Source organism: Streptomyces sp. NPDC058691 (assembly GCF_042714775.1).
Classification (GTDB): Bacteria; Actinomycetota; Actinomycetes; order Streptomycetales; family Streptomycetaceae; genus Actinacidiphila.
Genome location: NZ_JBHXSO010000046.1, coordinates 13,576 through 32,955 on the forward strand (window position 1 = coordinate 13,576; position 19,380 = coordinate 32,955).

Genomic DNA, 19,380 nt, shown 5'->3' on the forward strand with positions numbered 1-19,380 from the left:
GTCAAACGCCCAATCGGGCCGCCTGCCCGCGGGCGTCGGCGGGGAGACGAACGGCTACGCGTGGCAGGAAATAGCCGACGAGGGGCCCCATGCACACGGCGATGAGCACGGTTCCGATCCCGACGGTTCCACCCAGAAGCCAACCGGCGCCGGCGACGGTGACCTCGATGCCGGTGCGCACGGCCGCGATGGGCAGGCGGGTGAGCCGGACGAGTCCGGTCATGATGCCGTCGCGGGGGCCCGATCCGAACTGTGCGCCGAGGTAGAGCGCGTCAAAGAAGGGCAGGGCGACGAGGCCGACCGCGAGGTATCCGATCTCGGTGAATGTCCCCTGGGGGTGCGGGAGCACGGTGGCGGTGGCATCCGCGGCGAAGCCGACGATGGCGACGTTGAGGAGTGTGCCGAGGCCGGGCAGTTCGCGCAGGGGAATCCATGCGAGGAGCACGACCAAGGAGATCAGGTTCGTCGTCCAGCCGAACGAGAGACCGACAGTCTTGGCAGTGCCCTCCGTGAGCACGTTCCAGCTGGCCGCTCCCAGCCCGGCCTGGACGAGCACCATCACGGCGACCCCGTAGCCCACCAGGCCGACCAGGAGCTGGGGGATGCGACGCGCCTTTCGGCCCGCCCGCAGTTGGGCGAAGGCGTTCAAGCGGATCATGAGGGGCTGGTCGTGACGAGCCGGGACGGAGCTGTGTGCGGTGGTAGCGGGAGGTGCCATGAGGCAAAGCCTGCGGGGCATCTGGACCTGGGTTCCATAGCCAGATTGGTTAGGCTGGCTGGGTGAAAGTTTCTTCGCACGTGGTGGCACGCATGCTGGGGACCTGGCAGGAAGGCCCTGGGCCGGCCCATCAACGCCTCTCCGACAGGCTGCGCCTGCTGGTCCTGGACGGACGTCTCACCCTCGGCTCGGCCCTGCCGAGCGAGCGTGACCTGGCCGTCGCCCTCTCCACCAGCAGAACCACCGTGGGCACTGCCTACCGCACCCTGGTAGAGCACGGATACCTCGCCACGCGGGCGCGCGCCAGGGCGACCGTACGGCTCCCCGACGACACACCACCCGAGCGCCGGGCCGGCACGAACTCGGCGACCATCGACCTGTCCTTCGCCGCGCCGCCCGCGCCGGTCGAAATCCTCCACGCCGCCTTCGCGGCCGCTCTCGAACAGCTGCCACGGCACTTCGAGCGGCACGGCTACGACCGAAACGGCACGACGGAGCTGCGCGAAGCGGTGGCCCACCGGTATCAACGGCGCGGACTGCCCACGTCGCCCGAGCAGATCCTGATCACCAACGGGGCCCAGCACGCGCTTGCCCTGCTGGCGCGAACACTCCTGTCGCCACGCGACACGGTCCTGATCGACCATCCGACCTACCCGCACGCGATCAGTACGTTCACCGAGGCGCGGGCTCGCCTTCTGCCCGTCGCCGTGGGGCCTTCCGGCTGGGATACCGCGCAACTCCAGGCCGCGGGCCGAATCGCGAGTCTGGCCTACCTGATTCCTGACTTCCACAATCCGACCGGGCTGTGCATGCCGACGAGCGTCCGCCAGAGCCTCGGACTCGCGTGTCCCACGGTCATCGACGAAACCATGACCGACCTGGCCCTGGACAGGGAGAGCCCGGAACCCTTCGCGATCCACATGCCGACCGCCATCAGCATCGGCTCGGTTTCCAAAAGCATCTGGGGCGGCCTGCGCATCGGCTGGATCCGTGCGACACCCGCCCTGCTGGAACGCGTCCAGCAGACCCGTTACGCCACGGATCTCGGCACCCCTGTCGTCGAACAGCTCGCCACAGCCGTCCTCCTGAACCAGGACCAGACCCGGCGGCCCGGCACACTCCGGCAACTGAGGTCGCAACGCGACACACTGCGCCAGGCACTCACCGAGCACCTGCCCGACATCCACGCCCCGCAACCAGCCGGCGGCGTGACGCTGTGGGCGACGTTCCCCCGGCCCATCAGCTCACGGCTGGCCGCGATCGCGCCCGACTACGGAGTGACGGTCGCGGCCGGGCCACGATTCGGGATCGGCGGCGCGTTCGAGCGCAACATCCGGCTGCCGTACATGCTCCCTCCGGATCAGCTCACCGAGGCGATCCGCAGACTCGCGCAGGCGGAACGGGCAATCACCGGAGGCGCTGCCGGAGTTCACGGCCCCGCGCCCGTCGCATGAGCGTCGACATCACCCCATCGACTCCAGAATGCGGCCGAGTGTCCGGCGCCCCATTCTGCTCATCGCCTGATTGCTCTCGACGTAGTACCAGACGACACCCATCGCCTGCTGGAACGCCCAGGCCTTGCCGCGCTCCCACTCCAGATCGTCACAGACCAGTGTCTGCCGGAGCACTTCCCGCGGGCCCGGCTGCAAAAGGTGCCAGGCACCGACCAGATCCAGCGCGGGGTCGGCCGGGCCGAAGCCGCCGGTGTCGAGTACGCCGCTGAGCCGGTCTCCCGCGACCAGGACATTGCCGGGAATCAAGTCGCCATGGCTCATCACGTCGGCACCCGTGCGTGGCAACTCCCGAAAGTGGCTCCACATCTGGCGTAGCCGGGGCACGTCGAGCAGCCCCTCACTCTCCTCGAAGCACTTCGCCATCCAATCGTCGTGATGAGCGAGAACGCCGCCACGGCCCCCGCCGCTGAAAGGCCGCCCCAGCGTCTCGGCCTCCCGGAGGGCCGCGATGAAGGCCGCAAGGTCCTCGGCAAAAGCGTCCGACCCACTCGGGTCGGCATCAGAGGCAACCGTTCCCGGCAGCCATGTCTGGACCGACCACGGCATGGGATATCCCGCTCCGGGCTTTCCCAAGGCGACGGGTTCCGGGACGGGGAACCGGGACACCTGCGCCAGCTCCGCGCTCGCCCGGGCTTCCTGTTCCAGAACCGCCAGCGCCTCGGCAGCATCGGTCAGACGCAGTGGGAAGCGCGCGGAGAGGTCGTTCCCGATGCGGAAGATGGCGTTGACCGTCCCGGTCGACGACAGGAGTCGGATAGCCTTGCCGCTCCACTGAGGGAACTGTTCCTGGACCAGGATCGCAACGGTTTCGCGGCTCACCTCCACTTGGTCATCGTGCATGGTCATCCTCGCGGGCCCTTCCACTGGTTGAGACGACAGCCAGTATTCGCATGCCAGGTTCCAAATCAACCGAGATTTGCGGCTGCCCAGCTCAGTGAAGTCTGACCGTTCTCACTGAAGCTTGACCGGTGCACCGCGTTCGCGGCTGTTGAGGCTGCGAGGGGCGGGGCGACGGTGGCTACACCTGCGCGGGCAATCGGTGATGAGGCCCCGCGTACCCTAGATGGGCCCTGACCTGCAGTGACTGCTACGCGTCGGGGGTGCCGTCCTCGGTCGTGATGTCGACTGCTGTCCCCAGTACGGCGGTCATGCTGAGAGGCCTGCTGAGGAATCAGCGGCGGGAGGCTGGTGCCCTCGGCACTGCATGTACGTCGCACGCTGCCACGCAAGATCCACACCTTCGTGACCGGCCTCGCGGCCTCACTCGAACCGCGAGGTGTCTCCCGCGCCCCGCCGTACGATCTCTGCCACGCCGCCGGAGAAGTCGACCACCGTCGTCGGCTCGGTGCCGCAGTCCCCGGAGTCGACCACGGCGTCCACCACGTGATCGAGCCGATCCTTGATCTCCCAGCCCTGGGTCATCGGCTCCTCCTCGTCCGGCAGCAGCAGTGTGCTGGACAGCAGCGGCTCGCCCATTTCGGCCAGCAGCGCCTGGGTGACCACATGGTCCGGGATGCGCACACCCACGGTCTTCTTCTTCGGGTGCAGCAGCTTGCGCGGCACCTCACGGGTGGCCGGGAGGATGAAGGTGTAGCTGCCGGGCGTGGACGCCTTCACGGCCCGGAACACGTCGTTGTCCACCTGCACGAACTGGCCCAGCTGCGCGAAGTCCCGGCACATCAGCGTGAAGTGGTGCCGGTCGTCGAGGTGGCGGATCGAACGGATCCGGTCCATGCCGTCCCTGCTGCCCAGCCGGCAGCCCAGCGCGTAACAGGAGTCGGTGGGGTATGCGATGAGTCCTCCCGACCGCAGCGCGTCGGCGACCTGGGCGATGCTGCGCGGCTGGGGGTTCTCGGGGTGCACGTCGAAGTACTTCGCCATCTGACGAGCTTATGCCGTACCCGGGTGCCGCACTCGCGGGGCCGCGCTCCGTCGTCGCAACGGGTGCGGCGTGCGGCGTGCGGCGCTCGCGGGCGCCGGAGCCTCGCCGGAAGACGCTCGGGGAATGCCGTGCGTACTTCGTGGTTCACCGGGCATCCGCACCCGCGCTGTGCCTGGTCGCCGCTTGCCGGGCGGCGGCGGGGACGAGGTCCGCGTCACTTTCCACGCCGGCCCTCCAGGCCGCGTGACCGAACCTGTACCCAAACCTGCAGCAGACCCCAGCCGTCCAGCACCCCCAGCGCCCTCCGCCGCGCGACTGGGTTCGCTGAGACAGAAGCCCGAACGACTCGGTTCGTTGAGAAACGACTCGATTGAGTGAGACGGGATGTCCCGTCTCAAACGATCTGGTTCCGAGAGGGGCGCCTGAACTGCGGCGACCAGTTCAGTTGAGACGTCGAGGGGCTGGGAATCTCAGGTGAAGTGGTCCCGGACGTGTGAATGCCAGCAACTGTCTCAGTTGATCTGGTCTGCTTGCAGTGTTTCGAACAGAGGGCCTTCCCTGAGTGGTGGAAACGCCTGGCTGCTTGCTTCTTGGCGGACGGCGTGTCTGGTCCGCAGCTTTGAATTGCCGGGTGTGACCTCCGCTGCTTGGCCCATTCCCCCGCTCCGTCCCGCGGCCCGCGTCCCTGGGGGACGGTAGGCGCTTACCTCGCCGCGGTCGCCGCCTGCGCGGTGTGCTGTGCGGGTCCGCTGCTACCGCTGTCCTGATCGGTATCCGCGAGCTGGCAGAACTGGAGGGGGCTACCGCGGGACGCACCCGATCCGGTCAGTTTCCCCGCCAGCGCACGTAAGGCTGGCGTGCGACGTGCAGCGCGGGGCGGGTCATGGGTCGACGGAGGAACTGACCCCTGCGGCTGCTCTCCTGCCCGAGTGTCGCGGGGGCACGCCGATGACGGCGGCGGCCTCCTCAGCGAGCAGGCCCTTGGCGATCTCGGTCCAGAACGTCCCCTCGACATGGCGCTGATACTTCGGATGCCCTGGAGACCTCAGCTTCGGACGTAGCGCCCGGTCCGCTGCCTGCTGACGACGCATCGTCCAACACCTCCATGCGAACGAGTACGAGGTGTTGCGACGACCTGTTGAATCCGCCCTGCACTCCTCAATCACTATGCAAAACTGCAGGCCAGTAGGGTTCCATCGGAGAACAGTGACTGGAGTGACTGAGTTTCCGAATTAGGGTGAAGTAATCCACCGTGATGGTTCCAGGGCGCAGTGCAGTACGTCAGCGCAAGTGGTCCGAGGGCGCTGGTGTGATCGTTCGTCTATTCGTTACGTGACAATCCCGCGCCGTAGCCGGTCTCCAAAGCGGCAACCCATCTCGGCGTGGGTCTCTTGTCTCCTGTTATGGCGCCCAATACGGTGGGAGGGGTGACGATCAACATGACGTTGAGCCTGCCGGATGAGGTTGGGACGTGGCTGAAGAGCCACGGTAACGCGTCCGCGACGGCTGCTCGTATCTTGCGGCGTGCCATGCTCGAGGAGGCTCTGGCTGAGTCGTCCCGCGTGCGCAAGGAAGCGGGCATCGTCATTACAACGGACGAATCCAGTGAAGCTGAGGGCACCGTTCTGGCGCGGTGGGCCGCGGCAGCAGCCCGGTGATCGGTGGCCACGTTGATCCAGTTTGCGGGTGATGCGGCAAACATCCTGGTCAACCCAGCTGACACCTTCAGAAGCCGTTGTCGTACCGATCATGTTGAGCGTGGGTTCGACTGCTGCATCTCGGTCGGGTGACTTCCGGCTTGCCGGGCATGAAGGCAGGGCCTCCTGCACAGCTAGTGGGTGTCCAAGTCCATGAGCAACAGGAGGCCCTGGTGCCGGCAGTCATCCGTGCCATTGACCGCTGCGTCTAACTCGCCTGCCCAGTCGTGTGATTGCCTCGCGCACGTGTACGGCAACGCGGCCGATCGTCCGCAACGCGTTCGACGCTATCCGTCGGACATGACGCGTGATGCGTGACCTGCTACCGGTGCGGGTGGGGTGGAAGGACAGCGGCCTCGTCTTCACCACCCCGACCGGCGGACCTTACACGCCGCTTTCGCAGCTTCCTCAATCGGGCCGGACTCCGGCGCATCCGCTTCCACGACCTGCGACACTCAACCGCCACCCTGCCCCTGGAACGCTGATGCGGGGGCACTGCTGGGACCCCGCAACGATGCGCCCGATCAGGCCGACCGGCGGCTGGGGGTCCATCCAGGGGAGTCCGCCGACGGAATTACGTCGAAAATTTCGCAGCTAGAGGTTTGGCCGGAACCGCGTTGTGAGGTAGGCGGACGGCTGTCGTTGGGGAGTGCGTGTCAGGCGTCAGGCCGTGTCTGCCGGGGCCTTGCCATGGGCACGTGGGCGTTGCGATGCCACTGGATGACGTAGGCGTCGCCCTCCGGCGTGTTGTCGGTCCGGCCCTTGGTCATCATGGCCTGGCTCCAGCCGTGGTGGGCCATGAGGTGCTCGCGCAACTCGTCGGGAGGCAGCGTCTCTCCTGCGCGGTGGGAGTGGCGCTGGATGTGGCTTGGCGTACCCGTTCTGGAGTCTTCAGCCATGGTGTCTCCCGGCGTCGTGGAGGCAAGGTGTGCAGCGTGGAATTTACGCCCTGTAATCACTGATTGGCCAGCAGTGTGCGGGCGCTGACGGGGTGGCTGCGGTCCGCGCATGGGGGGCTTGTGGAAGTGCGGGAGGCGTCCATTCTGTGGGCACCAAGCGGTGCCTGAACTGGGTAGTTGGACTTGACTGCCTTGCGATGTAGCCTCGTCTCCGATCGAGAGACGAGGAGACATCATGGCAACGCGACTCGAAGCGACATTCGGGGACAACGGTGATCGAGAGCACGCCGTCGAGGCTTCCGATGCGCTCGCCCGAGCGTTGATGGCGGCGGTGCGCGGCGAGAGAGGGGCTCTACCGCCGGCCCGGACGAAGTACGCGGAGATGCTGGTGCACATCGCCCGCGTCACCCGGCAGATCGATCTCTTGACAGAGTGGCGGGAGCTGGCGCTCGTGCAGGCGGACAAGCTGGATGCCGACGCAAACCGCGCCAATCTCGGAGTGGCGGCGGACATGTCGCCGTCGAAGCTGTACCGGATTCTGGAGAAGCACGGCCGTCCCAAGAACCGTTCTCCGCTAACTCGTTCGGGGATCGTGGAGAACGCCATCACCAGCGAGGGCGGCGAGTGGGACCCGGCCCGAGTGATCGAGACGTTGGAGAGCTTCGGCTTCGAGACGGATGAGAAGGGTGCGCGGGCGCTGCTACGAGAGCTGCACCGGGAGAACGTCCTGGAGCGGAAACCTGGGGTCGGGGGCCGCGCGATCTACCGCATTCCCGGGTCGGTCCGGGAGTGGCTGTATGTCCTGGACCCGAAGCTGGACACCGTGGAGGGTGGGCCGTCGACTTCTGCGCGGGTGGCACAGCTGGCCGGCCAGGATACCGGGCCGGAGCAGTGGTGGCTGGGCCGGAAGCTCAAGGACATGCGGGCTGGTGACCGGTTGTGGATGTACTTCGCGGCACCGGAAGGGAGAATCGCTGCGATGGCTAGGGTGTCCTCGGAGCCGTACGCGGCGCCGGCCGGCGCGCCCAAGCCCTACTTGGTCGACGCGACACTGGATGTCAAGGCAACCGCGGCGCTGGTGAAGAATCCGGTGATGTTGGCGGCGATGGCGAATCAGCATCCGCAAGGGTGCGTGGGCCTGGGTGACGCGGATCTGGCGCTGGTACTGAAGCACGCGGGTTTGTAGGACGGGCTCTTCGGTTTCCCTGAGCCCTCACGGTGCTGGCCAGCGTATTTCTTGTCGCGTAGGGCGTCGAGGCTGCCGTGGCTGCGCTCCCCTGGGCTCCGGAGGGAGCGGATCGTCACCCTAGGGCAGGCTGAGGTCTCGGCATGCCCTCGCTGCAGGCCGGAGCAGCCGTAGACGCTGTCAGCGTCGGCTGGTCAAGAGCAGTGCGAGGGCGCCGGCGGGGAGCAGGATGCGGTGGTCGGCGGCCAGGGCGTCGTCTCGGTTCCACCAGGAGAACTTGAAGTCCTTTTCGGATGGGGTGAGTTATTGGGGTCCGAGCGTGAGGCCCTGGGCTGCGTAGAGGTAGACGCGTGCGGCGGAGGCCAGGGTGATGGCGTACCTGCCGAGGTGGTGCCACTGCTGGGCGGTGATGCCGGCCTCCTCGTCGCAGCTCGCGTAGGGCGCATCCCAGAGAGGTCTCGCCGGGCTCGCGCCGGCCTCCGGGTAGGAAGAGGTGCTCACGCCGTGGCGCGGGAAGTTGACGCTGGGGATGGCTACTTGGTCCTGGGCGTTGCTGGCCACGACTACCGCCGTGTCCCTGTGCTGGTCTGTCATGGTGAGGGAGCGTATGGCTGGTTGCGACCGCACATGCGATTGCAGGGAACTCGGGTGGGCTCGGCGATCCAGTCGGCGACACGGGTGAGGTTGCAGGCCAGCGTGGTCAGGACATGCTGGACATGTGTTCTGGGCAGTCCGCGGTAACGGGATCGGCGCAGGCCGCAGGCGCGGATGTTCTGGGGGAGGGTGGCCTCGAAGCCGGCCGGATCGCGTAGCGCCGCTGCCAGTCCTCGGTCTGCTGCTCCAGCTGGTTGCGTATTTGGATCTGGTGGAGTTAACGGGTGGGCAGGAGTGCGAGTGCGCGGGGACGGTCGGTGGCGGTCGTGCACTGCGGGCGGACCGGGCAGGCCAGGCCGTCGGCCTTGGCGAACTTGACCTGGATGTAGTCGTGGTCGCTGATCCGCAGCGGCCTCCATTCCCGGCTGGCCGCCCCCTGGGGGCAGACGGCCCGCTCGTGATCCCAGGCCACGGCGAAAGCGGACTTGTCGAAGCCGCCGCCACTCTTGGCCTGGTGGCTGTGGTCGGGCACCACCGGGCCCAGCAGGGTGAGGCCGTGGACCCGATGGGCGCGTGCGATCCGGGCCGGGGTGACGTAGGCGGCATCCACGATGTGTTCGGCCGGGGCCAGGCGGGCCTCGGCGAGGTCGTCGTGGATCCGCTCGGTCTGCTCGCCGTCCCGGACGGGGGTGATCGTGGTCGCCACGTGGACGGCTACCTCGGGTCGGTCGCTGTCGCAGGTCTCGGTCAGGTGGACCCGGCAGCCGCTCCAGGCGGTGTCACGTTTGACGCAGTAGTGGGCGTTCGCCGCCCTCCGTGCGGGCACCGCCGAACCGGTCCGGGCCGACATCCCCAGCCCTCGCAAGATCACCTCGTGGATCATGCGGCCCCGGGCAACGCTCACCGAAAGCCAGGACGAGCGACTCCTTCTGCGGCTCACGCTCACCTCAAGGGACGAATCTGGTGGCAAAGGCCGATATCAGGGTGTCCGCCCTCAGCAGCAGCTCAGGGTCGGAAGTTCCCGCCACGCGAACAGAAACCTCATCGCCACCCACGGCTTTGGCAAGGTGCACTTCAAGGTGATGGTCCGATCCGGCAAGCGGATAGCTGTACCAGCGATCCAGGTGCTCCTCATCAGTGGCCTCAGGGCCGAGTTCGACTACCTGCCAGTCAGTGCCATCGAAGTCATAGCTGGCGTAACGTCCCAGGAGAGCCAAGAAGGACTGGACGTTCTCGTTCCAGATCCAGCCCTCTACCGCGCCCTCGCGGTCGCTCTCTGCCATCCGGAAAGACTGCCACATGCGGCACGTGCGTCCCCTGCCGTATGTCCGTTCACGGAACTGCGGGCAGAGTCAAAATTCGAGATCGGCATCACAAGTGCTCGCCTGACCTCACCTTGACGATTAGCCGCTGGTTGCCATGAAGACTTCATTGGAGTTCCCTAGAGCCATGCCGAGGCATCTGCTGGCCGTTGAGCACACCAAGATCAGGGCGCTGCGCGATCAGGCCGGGCTTACTCCGCAGGAGCTTGCTGATCGCGTGGGGGTCACGTACCGCGTGGTGGTGTACTGGGAGGACGGCAGGTATGTACCGGAAGCCAGGAACGTGCGGCGGCTCGCCGATGCTCTGGGCTGCACCACCGCCGACCTCACGGGAACGCCCAGCGGGTCCGAGACACTAGTTGACCTCCGGTATGCCGCTGGCCTTACCGCAGAAGAGGTAGCCACCCGTCTTCGCGCGACTGCCGTCGGCCGTGATCTGTTCGTGGACGCACACAAAGTCCGCAGCCTGGAGCGGGGCCGTCAGGTGTCCGGCTGGAACTGGAGAAAGCCGGGACACACGGGCCGACTCGTGCAGCAGCTGGCAGCCGTGTACAAGGTGCCGGTCCGGATGGTGATGGACGCCTGGATGCGCACGCGGCCGACAGATGAACCCCCGCATCTGCCCGAGCGGGAGCGGCACGGTCCGCCGGCGTCAGCGGTCGAGGGCTGGGAGGGGCTGAATGAACGGCAGCAGGTCTATCTGGGGGAAATTCTGCGCGATGACCAGATGACTGAAACTGAGATGTGGATGCGCCGGCAGAACCAGGTCAGGGTTCCGCCGGCCAAGCAGTGGCGGAAGTTGCCGTTCGCTCTCGACGCACCCGCCGAGGTAGTCGGCCACACGCGTCTTCAGCAGCGCCTGCGGAGCGCTGGTGTCCACGATCAAGGGGCTGGGGCCACCCTCCACTCCCTGGAGCGGCTGGGACTGATGAAAGTGACCAAGGACCGCGTAGAGGTTCCGGGGATTGGCGAGGTAGACCGGACCCTCGTGGAGATTACGCGCCGCGGCCGTGCTTGCGCCCGCGCCGGGCTGGGAGAGCCCGCGGAGTCGGCGCCTCCCGCGCATCTGCTGTCTGAATGGCTTTGGGGCGTTCTGCTGCGTGTCGCCGCGGCCGGCCCGGCGGGTCTCCATGAGAGCGAGCTGACAGGTAAGTCCTTGTTCTACTTGGCTGTCGGCTATCGGCCCAAGCCCCAGGCGCATCCCAGCAGAGGCTTCATCGAACTATGTCCCCGAATGGCACCGGGCGATACGCATGTTCTCGAGTACCGGTGGCACACCACCGCTCTCGGGAAGCAGCACATTGCCTCCTACCTGCACGTCTACACGGAGATCTACCAAGCTGTGGCATCTCCAGCGCAATGATCATTTAGGGCGGCCTTAGGCCGCTCCGGGGGCATTGTCAGACCCGTGCTCTACCGTCGTCTGCCGTGACGACCCATGTCGATGACGACGGCCTTACGTTCTCCCATTTCGAGGCGTTCCGCCTGATCAACTTCACCTTCATCAAAGCCTCTCAGACGATCACCGCACGGGACCTGAGCCCGAGAGACCGGGCCGAAAAGCTGATGCGGTACCACGGGGACTTGCTCGCCGCATACGGCCCCGGAGTGCCGCTGTCGTTCGGCAAGTTCCGCCGAAAGCTGCGCGGTCCCATCGACGGCCTGCTCCCGCCGTGGCTGGACCGGTCCGGCTTCGGCGATCTCGACTTTCCCGTTGTCGATGCCGAGGGCTGCGTCACCAGCAACGCCTTCGATCTCCAGTGGGAGACCTCCCAGCTGCACCGGATTTTGGGGCGGCTTCGGCGGATCGGCCGGATGCGGTTCACCGAGGAACAGCTTCAGGACGAGATCGACCAGGATCAGATGTACGAGATCCTCAAAGGCCGCGGTGACGCCCAGTACGTCAAGGACCGCACCACGCTGGTGGAATGCCCGGCCGGCACTTCCGCAGAACTGAACAAGCGCGGCCTGCCGCTCAACGCGATCGGCTTCTACGAGCCGATCCCGTATCACGCCGTCTACCGCACCTGGTGGTTTCCCTGCACCGTGTGCAAGTGGCCCATGAAGATCAGCAAGCGGATGAGTGCGGGCCGGGAGTACTACCGCGTCGCCTGCCTCTACGGCCGTCACGCCGATACCGGCGCCAGCTTCATGTTCCGGCCCACGTCCGGAGACGCGCCGCAGTTGCATCCGGACAGCCCCGACACCCCGGCTCCGCACGAGGCAGCGCTCGCGCTGGGCACCACCGGTGCCGTGCCGGAGGCCAAGCCGGTTGAGGGGCATCTGGCCCTCAAGCGCGGCGTGTGGCGCTACACCTGTGTGCCCGGTCTGCACGAGCTGCGTCTGCACACCGTTCTGCGGGAGCGGCTGGCCGCCGCACTGGCTGATGTGGACGAGGCCGTCAGGATCTGGCCGATGAGCGATGCCTACGACCATCGCATCGAGGTCAAGGGCCGTGACGGGAGCGCTCACGTCTTCACCGCGGATGTGAAGGACTACACCCACGGCCGTGTCCTGGCCGAGAGCTTGCACCGCAACGAGGGCGACAAGGGCGGCGCCGAGTGGCTCGTCGTTCCCGACCACCGGGCCGACCAGATCCCCCTGCTGACCGTGACCTGCCACAAGTACGGAATGAAGGCCGCGACCATGACCGACTTCGCCAAGATGGTCTGCCAGAGCGCCGGGGTGGTGTGGGCATGAGCCAGATGACTGTCAGGGACGCCTTCGTCCGCGCCGCGCTGGCCCTGGCCGCCCACTACTTCCCGCAGCAGGATGACGACGGCAAGCCGCTGGCCTCTTTCCGCCACGCGGCGTTCTTCGCCAGCTGCAAACCGCAGGCATGGGAGAGATGGACTGAGCTGGGCGGTGAGGAACGCCTGCTCGTCGCCGAGGTGATGAAGCTCGGCAACCCCGACCTCGCCGACGAGAAGCGGTTTGCCTCTGCCGCGCGGATCCTCCTGGGCGCCATGGACAGCGCCGACGAGGAGGACGAGGAGACCACCCTCCAGCTGTTCACCCTGGCCGGTGATCCTCTCACCGCCACTGCGGCTTACCCCCTGCTGGGAGGGGACTACCTCGGCTACGCCAAGAGCCTTCTCGCGCCCTACCGGCGGCCGAGCAGCCGGCGCAAGCCCCACGAGTTCGCAGCGCCGGGCCAGACGTACGAGACGAGTGAACGCACCGAGGGCAACGAAATCGTCCACGGGCGCGTGACCATCCCCCGTTTTCCCGCTTTCACCCAGCCTCTCGGCCACGACACGCTTCCCGCCCTCGCCACCCGGCCCAACGTCGGCACGGTCCCGGTCTACGTCCAAGATCTCAAGGACATCGCACGGCTCCTGGACACCCAGTACGAGGACACAGAGGCTGGCCCCTGGCTGTACAAGGTGCTGACGGGTCTGCTCGACCGGCTCAAGGCCCGCGACACCGACACCGTCAGCGTGCTGGACCTCCTAGCCGGCAGCACCCAGATCTTCCACGCGCCCACCGGAACCGGTAAGTCCGTGCTGGTCCGTCTCCTGGGCTCGTGGGCCGCGCTCAACGACTACCGCATCACCCTCCTCGTCCCCGATGTGAAGGCCACGCTCGCCTCCGTCTGGGACATCAGCCGCGACCTCGAGATCCTCCAGGAGGCGGGCAAGACCGAGCACCTGGCGACGTGCGCCCCGCTGATGTCGCCGTCTTCACGGCACGAGCGGGCCCTCAAGCACGCGGCCCTCGTCAAGGAGGACCCCGACGCCCCCGGGGAATGGGGCAAGCGAGGCCGCCGTGACGTCGACCACCTCGCCTACGGATGCGCACAGCAGCACTGGCTCGACTCCGCCGGCATCTATCGCCCCGGCAAGGAGAACTGCCTGAGCCTCCGCGGCGGCGGGGAAATGCTGGCCTGCCCCTGGATCCCGACATGCGGCAAGTTCACCCCCGCCTACCAGGCCACTGACGCCACGGTGATCGTCACCAACCACCACAACTTCATCCAGGGCACCATGCGGCTGGGCATCCAGATCGACGGCCGCCCGGTCCGGTCCGTCACCGTCCGCGAGTTCGTGCTCCGCGCCAGCGATTTCGTCATCATCGACGAGATCGACGCCTTCCAGGCCGTCGCCGTCGATCGCTGCGCCACCACGGTCGACCTGCACTCCCGGCGCCCGTGGACCGCAGAACCGCAGATCCTGGACAACGCGGCCAAGCACCTTCCTCTGCGCTTCGAGGACCAGCTCATCGAACCGGTCAGCCACGTACGGCTGATGTCGGAATCCCTGCTGACCGGCCTGTGCACCAAGGCATTCCGCCTCAACCACCACGACGACGCCCGAGTCCCGCGGCTGAGGCACGAATACGACTACGAGGGCTGGCGCCTGCCACGCTCCAAGGACCGAGAGCTCATCAGCCTCCTGTTCCCCGAGTACCAGGTCAGCGACGGCCAGCCGCTTCCTGCCGAGGCAATCGACCGGCTCAACGCCCTGGTACCGGCACCCGACCTCGGCGAAGACGACGAGGCGGCTCCTGCACCCATGCTCTTGGACCCCGAGTGGGAACGAGTGAGCAGCGTCCTCGGAGCCGTCGTGTCGCCGCGCGGCATCAACCAGCGCGACGCGCTCAAACTCAGGCTCCACGAGGCCCTCGCCCCGATGATCAGCGACGGCCGCGCACGCAACCGGGCCATCGACCACCTCCTCATCCGCACGCTGATGAGCGAACTGGACGTGTCGCTCGCCGTTCTGCGCGACACCGCCCAGTCCCTGCGTCACTCCGGGCTGCTCAGCGCCAACCGCATCATCGACTCGATGAGCTCTGGCGGCATCGCCGACGTACTTCCGCACGGAACAATCGGCAGGCCGATCAACGGCTACCGGGTCACCGGCATGAAGAACCCGGAGAAGGACGCCAAGCTCTCCACGCAGCACATGGTCGGCGACCCGCACACCTACGTGTCGGAACTCGGCGGACTCGTCTCTCTGATCACCGCCGGCGTGGAGCGGCCCATCTTCGGGCTCTCCGCCACGGCCTACTTCCCCCAGGCGGTCAAGGAACACGTCCACGCCCCCGTGATGTGGTGGATGACCGACGCCCAGGAAGAATCCATCCTGGTCGAGTCCTCAGCAGTCACCTACGGCAACGGCCACCGAAGGGCCGGAGAACGCATCCCGATCGCCGGCCAGTTTCCCTCCGACAAACCCGAAGCACTGCGCGAAATCGGCGAACGCCTGTACGAGACAAAGCTGTCGAGGAAACTCACGCGCCTGGCCAAATCGGAATCGACCCGCACCCGTGCCCGCGTGATCCTCACCGCCAACAGCTACGAACAGTGCGGCCACATCGCCACCGGCATCGCCAAGGCGAAAGGGCTCTCCCACCGCGTGTGCGTCCTCGTCCGGGAAGAAGACCGCCTCAGCAACGTCCGCCACCTCCCCGACCCGTCACTGGTCCGCCGCATCACCGTCGAAGAGGTCGAGGAGTTCCCCCAATTCGGCGACATTCTGATCGCCCCCCTGGCTAACATCGCCAGAGGACTCAATATCGTCGTCAATCTCCGCTCAGCCATCCACTCCATCTACCTGTGCGTGAGGCCCCCGCTGATCATCGACGATCCCACCTGGATGTACGGCAGTGTCAACGCCGCAGGCATCAACTCGTTGCCCGCATCCGGTGCGTCGGATCCCGTCCAGGCTCTGCAGACGGCTCGCACCGCGGCACGCGACCACCTGGCCACCATTCTGCGCTCCTCCCCACAGCTGTCGACCATGGACCTGGTCCTCCAGGAACAGATGGTCGCCGGAATGCTGGTGTCCCTCATTCAGCTCGCCGGCCGAGCACGACGCGGCGGCACCAACATGGAACTGCACTTCGTGGACTACGCCTTCCACGACGAGACTTGGAGCTCTGACCTGGCCAGCATCATCGAACGCATGGCCTCACGGTGGCTGCCGGAAGAACGCCGGCAAATGGCCGAACTGTACGGCGAAGCGGTCAACGCCTTCTTGACCTACGCAGGCGTCGACCTCGCCCTCTCCGCATAGCCCAGCGCTTCTTCCCGAAAGAGATCACAGCATTGAGCGACAGCACCGCGACCCTCCCGAGCACCCTCACCCTGCGCTGCACCCCCGAACTCGTCCAGGGCCAGAAGGTGTACGTACGCATCTTCCCGCGGAGCGTGCGGGACGAATGGGAGAAACTCAAAGGCGACGGGGACGACGAGCAGAAGAGTCCCCAGCACTCAGGCGAGAAGAAGAACTTGCCGTACTCAACCGCCCTGACCTACCTGAAGTTCAAGACCGGCGGGTACGTGCACCTCGACAAGTATCTCAACTTCCTGGTCTCACTGGAGAAGATCGATGACGAGACCCTGCGCCACGTCTTCCGGTGCGTCGTCGGCTACAGCAAGGGGCTGACTACCGACCAGGCCGTCCTCCTCGACGTGCCACCGGTGGCCGACGCCATCGCGAACACGCCCGAGCAAGAGTTCGAGATGACGCGGTTCCTCAAGCCGATGCCGGGCAAGCAACCGAAGTGTCCCGACTGGATGTACGTGGCCGTGCCCTGGGTGATCTCCAAGAAGCTCGCCCAAGAAAATTTCACCATCTACGACCTCGTCCCGATCACCGAGAAGGTCCCCGCCACGGAGAAGGACGGCTCCCTCAAGCTCGACCCCGATGGCGAGCAGGTCTACAAGAACCGCACGATCGGCTGGAAGGCCAACCCGAACAAACGGGAGGTCACCTACCTACCCGACAGCAGGGGCGGGCTCATTGCCTGGGACCACCCCTTCGGACGCAAGTACAACGTCCGCGACGACGAGACCGCGGTGAACGCGGCCACCAAGGCGCAGTACGCGATGTCCCGGCTCTCGGTGGTCATGAAGACCGAGCCCAACGTCGTCCATCCCGTCATCTTCCTGGACGCCCATGTCACCCGCGTCCACAGCAACATGGTCTTCGCCAAGTCCACGAACATCTACCAGGGCAACGACGGCCTACCGATCCTCCACACCGAACTGGTACGCAGCGGCGGCGTCCGAGCGGTCAACCAGCGCGCCCTGGAACTGCTCGCACGCGACGAGATGGACATCAGCGTCCTGCAAGCGCTGCAGACGCGCGTCACGGAAGAGCGGGACCTGCTGGAAAAGGCCGCCGAGAAGGGGGAATTCCCCTCGTTCATCACCCCCGACGCCGGCGTCATCCGCCCGCTCATGCCGCAGAACGACAACTTCGCTGTCGGCACGGGACCTGGCACCCTCCACCTGCGGCTCCTGGCCGAACACGTCTCCAAGGTGCTGGGCGAGAAGGCCACCTGGGTGGACTTCACGGCGGAACCGATGACCTTCGAGCCGCGCCCCACGGACAAACAGAAGATGGCCCCGCAGGAGCGTGCAAGCCGTATCGAGGCCGGCGAGCTCCTCCACAGCATCGGCTTTCCCCCGCCCGAAGAGATCACCGCCTCCGTGAAGGCCCAGGGCTTCGAGCACCTGCGGATCGTATGCCTGTGGTACCGCTGGAACACCCGCCTTCGCATGATCAACGCCCTGTCCCTGGCTTTCCCGGACGGCCCGCCCATCGGCGATCCCTCGCCGGGCGAGGAGGTCTTCCTCGCTCCCGGCATCAGCGTGGTATTCCGTCAGGCTGAGCGCTTCCTGTCACACGGCGACGACATCAACCGGACCGTGGAGTTCAAATCCCTCGAAGAGGACTTCGCCGACAGCGAGTCGCAGATCATGGTCGGCGCCTGGTGCGAGACCGAGATCCCGGCCCTGAAGAAGAAGGACGGAGAGAAGCGGAACACATTCCTGCTGCGCAAGGAGCGTTATGACGGGAAATTCCAAGTCCGCCGCTTCCTGGCCAAGAAGGACTTCGTCTGCCAGTTCACCACGGGAATGAAACCGGGATCCTTCGGAAACCCCGCAACAGAAATCAGTCCTCCGAAGCCGGGGAAAGACCACGCCGCTTACATGGCGCTCCTCGACCTGTACCGCTCACTCGGGATTATCGACCAGCGCCTCGCGCGGGCCATCGCGAAGGACAGGAAGGGCCACGAGGCGGGGAAATTCGTCTACTGCGGGATCCACGCCCGCCGGCAGGCCAAGACCGCCGACGGCAAGCACACCAAACGCATCATCGTTGCCACCGCCCTGTTCCCGCCGGAGGAGGAGGGCGACGCCTGGACGATGCAAGTGTGGACGCCCCAAATCGGAGCCTGGGCGCCCTACCGGGAGGCAATCGCTGCTTTCCACGCCAGTGACTACGCGCTCCACGTCGACGGCAAGGGTGAGACGGACAAGGAACGCTGGGCGGAAGCAGCAGCACACGTCGAAGACGCCCTCTCCAGCCTCGTACGCGACGAGCTGGAACCCGGCATGGGCTATGTCGTCATGGTCGACGGACACGCCTGCCGACGGATGTGGACGGGCCTGCACAACGAGAACCAGAGCTACCAGGAACAGGACATCACCGATCCGCGCACCTGGCTGCCGGGGTACGGCAAAGGCAAGAACGCACCTCGCAAGAAGCCGAGCGCGGTCATCCGGATGAACGTCGCCGCGGACGAGGTGCCCCAGTACGTTCCCGTCCCTCGCGAGAGCGATCCGGACACCGAGAAAGAGTCCATCCTGTTCGCATCGGCCAAACTACACCGCGCCGACGTGGACTTCGGGAATCCTTTCTGGATCCTGTTCAACATCCCGCGCAACTATCAGGCCAAGGGCGGAGACCTGGGCAAGGCCATCACTCGCTGGGATGCCGACCCGGGCAAGGGCGGGGAGGAGGGGGAGCGGGAGACGAATGAGCTCAAGGCTCCGTGGTGGGCCGTCACAGCGACCGAGATCTACCCAGTTGGTGTGGCCGATGGGGTCGACCGGACGTTGCTCGCACGAGCGACCGCACGTTTGTGTCACCAGACCATCGCCTGGTCCGACCGCTCCCGCTACCCCGTCCCCTTGCACGCGGCCAAACAGCTCGACCTGGACCACCCCCAGTACCGGCGCTCGGCGCCGCCCGAAGAACAGGGTGACGAAGCCACCGACGAGTAGCCGAAGATGCGTTGTCGGGGCACTGCACCGCTGGAAGTGGAAGGACGTCCGCCGATGCTTCACCGACCGCAACGGACGGTGGCAAGAGCTCTCGGCAGACGGGATCGAACTGTTCGACCTTCAGGCGGTGACGGTCACCCGCTACCGCTACAGAGGCAACACGATCCCCAACCCCTGGACCTGCCTCAACCACGCCTGGACGGCAGAGTCCATGGAGAGCCCGGTACTCGGAGACGGGTACGCCGCGTTCGGCGAGCGGCACGGAGAAACAGACCGATGGCAACACCGGCACCACGCTCCGTGCCGACTCAACAGGCACCCCCCGACGCCGCCAGTCTGCTATCGGGCCTCCTGGCAGCTACCCGGACCGGATCTCCAGCGGCAGGCGACAACGAGCTCACGGCCAAAGGTCACTTACAACATTAAGACCTCAAGTCTGCTGGGCGCGCGAAGCATCGAGGCTAGAGATGCAGAGTGACAGCAAATCAGGCCCTTCGTCGCGGGGCGGGGCTGTGGTTGCCGTTGAGGCGCGGCGGGCATGTGCGT

Annotated in this window: 15 protein-coding genes and 1 pseudogene; 8 read left to right on the forward strand and 8 right to left on the reverse strand. The window is 66.3% G+C overall.

Going from position 1 to position 19,380, the window contains the following annotated elements:
- Nucleotide 1: 1 nt before the first annotated feature.
- Nucleotides 2–718: a YitT family protein gene (locus tag ACFWVC_RS28085; RefSeq protein WP_384292463.1), complete on the reverse strand. Its 717-nt coding sequence runs from the start codon at nt 716–718 to the stop codon at nt 2–4.
- A 62-nt stretch (nt 719–780) separates the two neighbouring features.
- Between ACFWVC_RS28085 and ACFWVC_RS28090 the strand changes: the two genes are divergently transcribed.
- On the forward strand, nt 781–2,172 hold the full coding sequence (locus ACFWVC_RS28090; RefSeq protein WP_384292466.1) for a PLP-dependent aminotransferase family protein: 1,392 nt from the start codon (nt 781–783) through the stop codon (nt 2,170–2,172).
- A gap of 9 nt (nt 2,173–2,181) precedes the next feature.
- Here ACFWVC_RS28090 and ACFWVC_RS28095 read toward each other — a convergent pair whose 3' ends face one another.
- The gene (locus ACFWVC_RS28095; protein ID WP_384292471.1) at nt 2,182–3,078 is read right to left on the reverse strand and encodes an aminoglycoside phosphotransferase family protein; all 897 of its coding nucleotides are present in this window, start codon (nt 3,076–3,078) and stop codon (nt 2,182–2,184) included.
- A 414-nt stretch (nt 3,079–3,492) separates the two neighbouring features.
- Nucleotides 3,493–4,113: an L-threonylcarbamoyladenylate synthase gene (locus ACFWVC_RS28100; RefSeq protein ID WP_384292476.1), complete on the reverse strand. Its 621-nt coding sequence runs from the start codon at nt 4,111–4,113 to the stop codon at nt 3,493–3,495.
- A 1,428-nt stretch (nt 4,114–5,541) separates the two neighbouring features.
- On the opposite strand from ACFWVC_RS28100, the gene ACFWVC_RS28105 reads away from it, so the two are divergent.
- Complete coding sequence (locus ACFWVC_RS28105) at nt 5,542–5,772, forward strand: hypothetical protein (RefSeq protein ID WP_384292480.1); 231 nt, start codon at nt 5,542–5,544, stop codon at nt 5,770–5,772.
- A gap of 376 nt (nt 5,773–6,148) precedes the next feature.
- Nucleotides 6,149–6,293 (forward strand): annotated as a pseudogene (locus ACFWVC_RS28110) (site-specific integrase); the annotation flags it as partial.
- 174 nt (nt 6,294–6,467) lie between these two features.
- Here the strand turns inward: ACFWVC_RS28110 and ACFWVC_RS28115 are convergent.
- A complete protein-coding gene (locus tag ACFWVC_RS28115) occupies nt 6,468–6,710 on the reverse strand; it encodes a hypothetical protein (RefSeq protein WP_384292484.1) in 243 nt (80 codons plus the stop codon).
- 235 nt (nt 6,711–6,945) lie between these two features.
- On the opposite strand from ACFWVC_RS28115, the gene ACFWVC_RS28120 reads away from it, so the two are divergent.
- A complete protein-coding gene (locus tag ACFWVC_RS28120) occupies nt 6,946–7,896 on the forward strand; it encodes a hypothetical protein (RefSeq protein ID WP_384292487.1) in 951 nt (316 codons plus the stop codon).
- A gap of 303 nt (nt 7,897–8,199) precedes the next feature.
- Here ACFWVC_RS28120 and ACFWVC_RS28125 read toward each other — a convergent pair whose 3' ends face one another.
- From ACFWVC_RS28125 to ACFWVC_RS28140, 4 genes are all read right to left on the reverse strand, one after another.
- Complete coding sequence (locus ACFWVC_RS28125) at nt 8,200–8,490, reverse strand: hypothetical protein (protein ID WP_384292492.1); 291 nt, start codon at nt 8,488–8,490, stop codon at nt 8,200–8,202.
- On the reverse strand, nt 8,487–8,822 hold the full coding sequence (locus ACFWVC_RS28130) for a transposase (RefSeq protein WP_384292496.1): 336 nt from the start codon (nt 8,820–8,822) through the stop codon (nt 8,487–8,489). The genes ACFWVC_RS28125 and ACFWVC_RS28130 overlap by 4 nt, the downstream gene beginning before the upstream one ends.
- Nucleotides 8,768–9,361 carry a hypothetical protein gene (locus tag ACFWVC_RS28135; protein ID WP_384292499.1) on the reverse strand — a complete coding sequence of 198 codons (594 nt, stop codon included), beginning with the start codon at nt 9,359–9,361 and terminating at the stop codon, nt 8,768–8,770. The genes ACFWVC_RS28130 and ACFWVC_RS28135 overlap by 55 nt, the downstream gene beginning before the upstream one ends.
- 76 nt (nt 9,362–9,437) lie before the next feature.
- Complete coding sequence (locus ACFWVC_RS28140; RefSeq protein ID WP_384292503.1) at nt 9,438–9,773, reverse strand: hypothetical protein; 336 nt, start codon at nt 9,771–9,773, stop codon at nt 9,438–9,440.
- Between the two features lie 166 nt (nt 9,774–9,939).
- On the opposite strand from ACFWVC_RS28140, the gene ACFWVC_RS28145 reads away from it, so the two are divergent.
- The 4 genes from ACFWVC_RS28145 (at nt 9,940) to ACFWVC_RS28160 (ending at nt 18,834) form a co-directional block, all read left to right on the forward strand.
- Nucleotides 9,940–11,175, forward strand: a complete 1,236-nt coding sequence (locus ACFWVC_RS28145) for a helix-turn-helix transcriptional regulator (protein WP_384292507.1) — start codon at nt 9,940–9,942, stop codon at nt 11,173–11,175.
- Nucleotides 11,176–11,240: 65 nt separating this feature from the next.
- Complete coding sequence (locus ACFWVC_RS28150; protein ID WP_384292514.1) at nt 11,241–12,512, forward strand: hypothetical protein; 1,272 nt, start codon at nt 11,241–11,243, stop codon at nt 12,510–12,512.
- Entirely contained in the window at nt 12,509–15,832 is a 3,324-nt protein-coding gene (locus tag ACFWVC_RS28155; protein WP_384292517.1) for a hypothetical protein, read from the forward strand. The genes ACFWVC_RS28150 and ACFWVC_RS28155 overlap by 4 nt, the downstream gene beginning before the upstream one ends.
- 32 nt (nt 15,833–15,864) lie before the next feature.
- Nucleotides 15,865–18,834, forward strand: coding sequence for an RNaseH domain-containing protein (locus ACFWVC_RS28160; protein ID WP_384292521.1), 2,970 nt, complete (start codon nt 15,865–15,867; stop codon nt 18,832–18,834).
- The last annotated feature ends 546 nt before the right edge of the window (nt 18,835–19,380 follow it).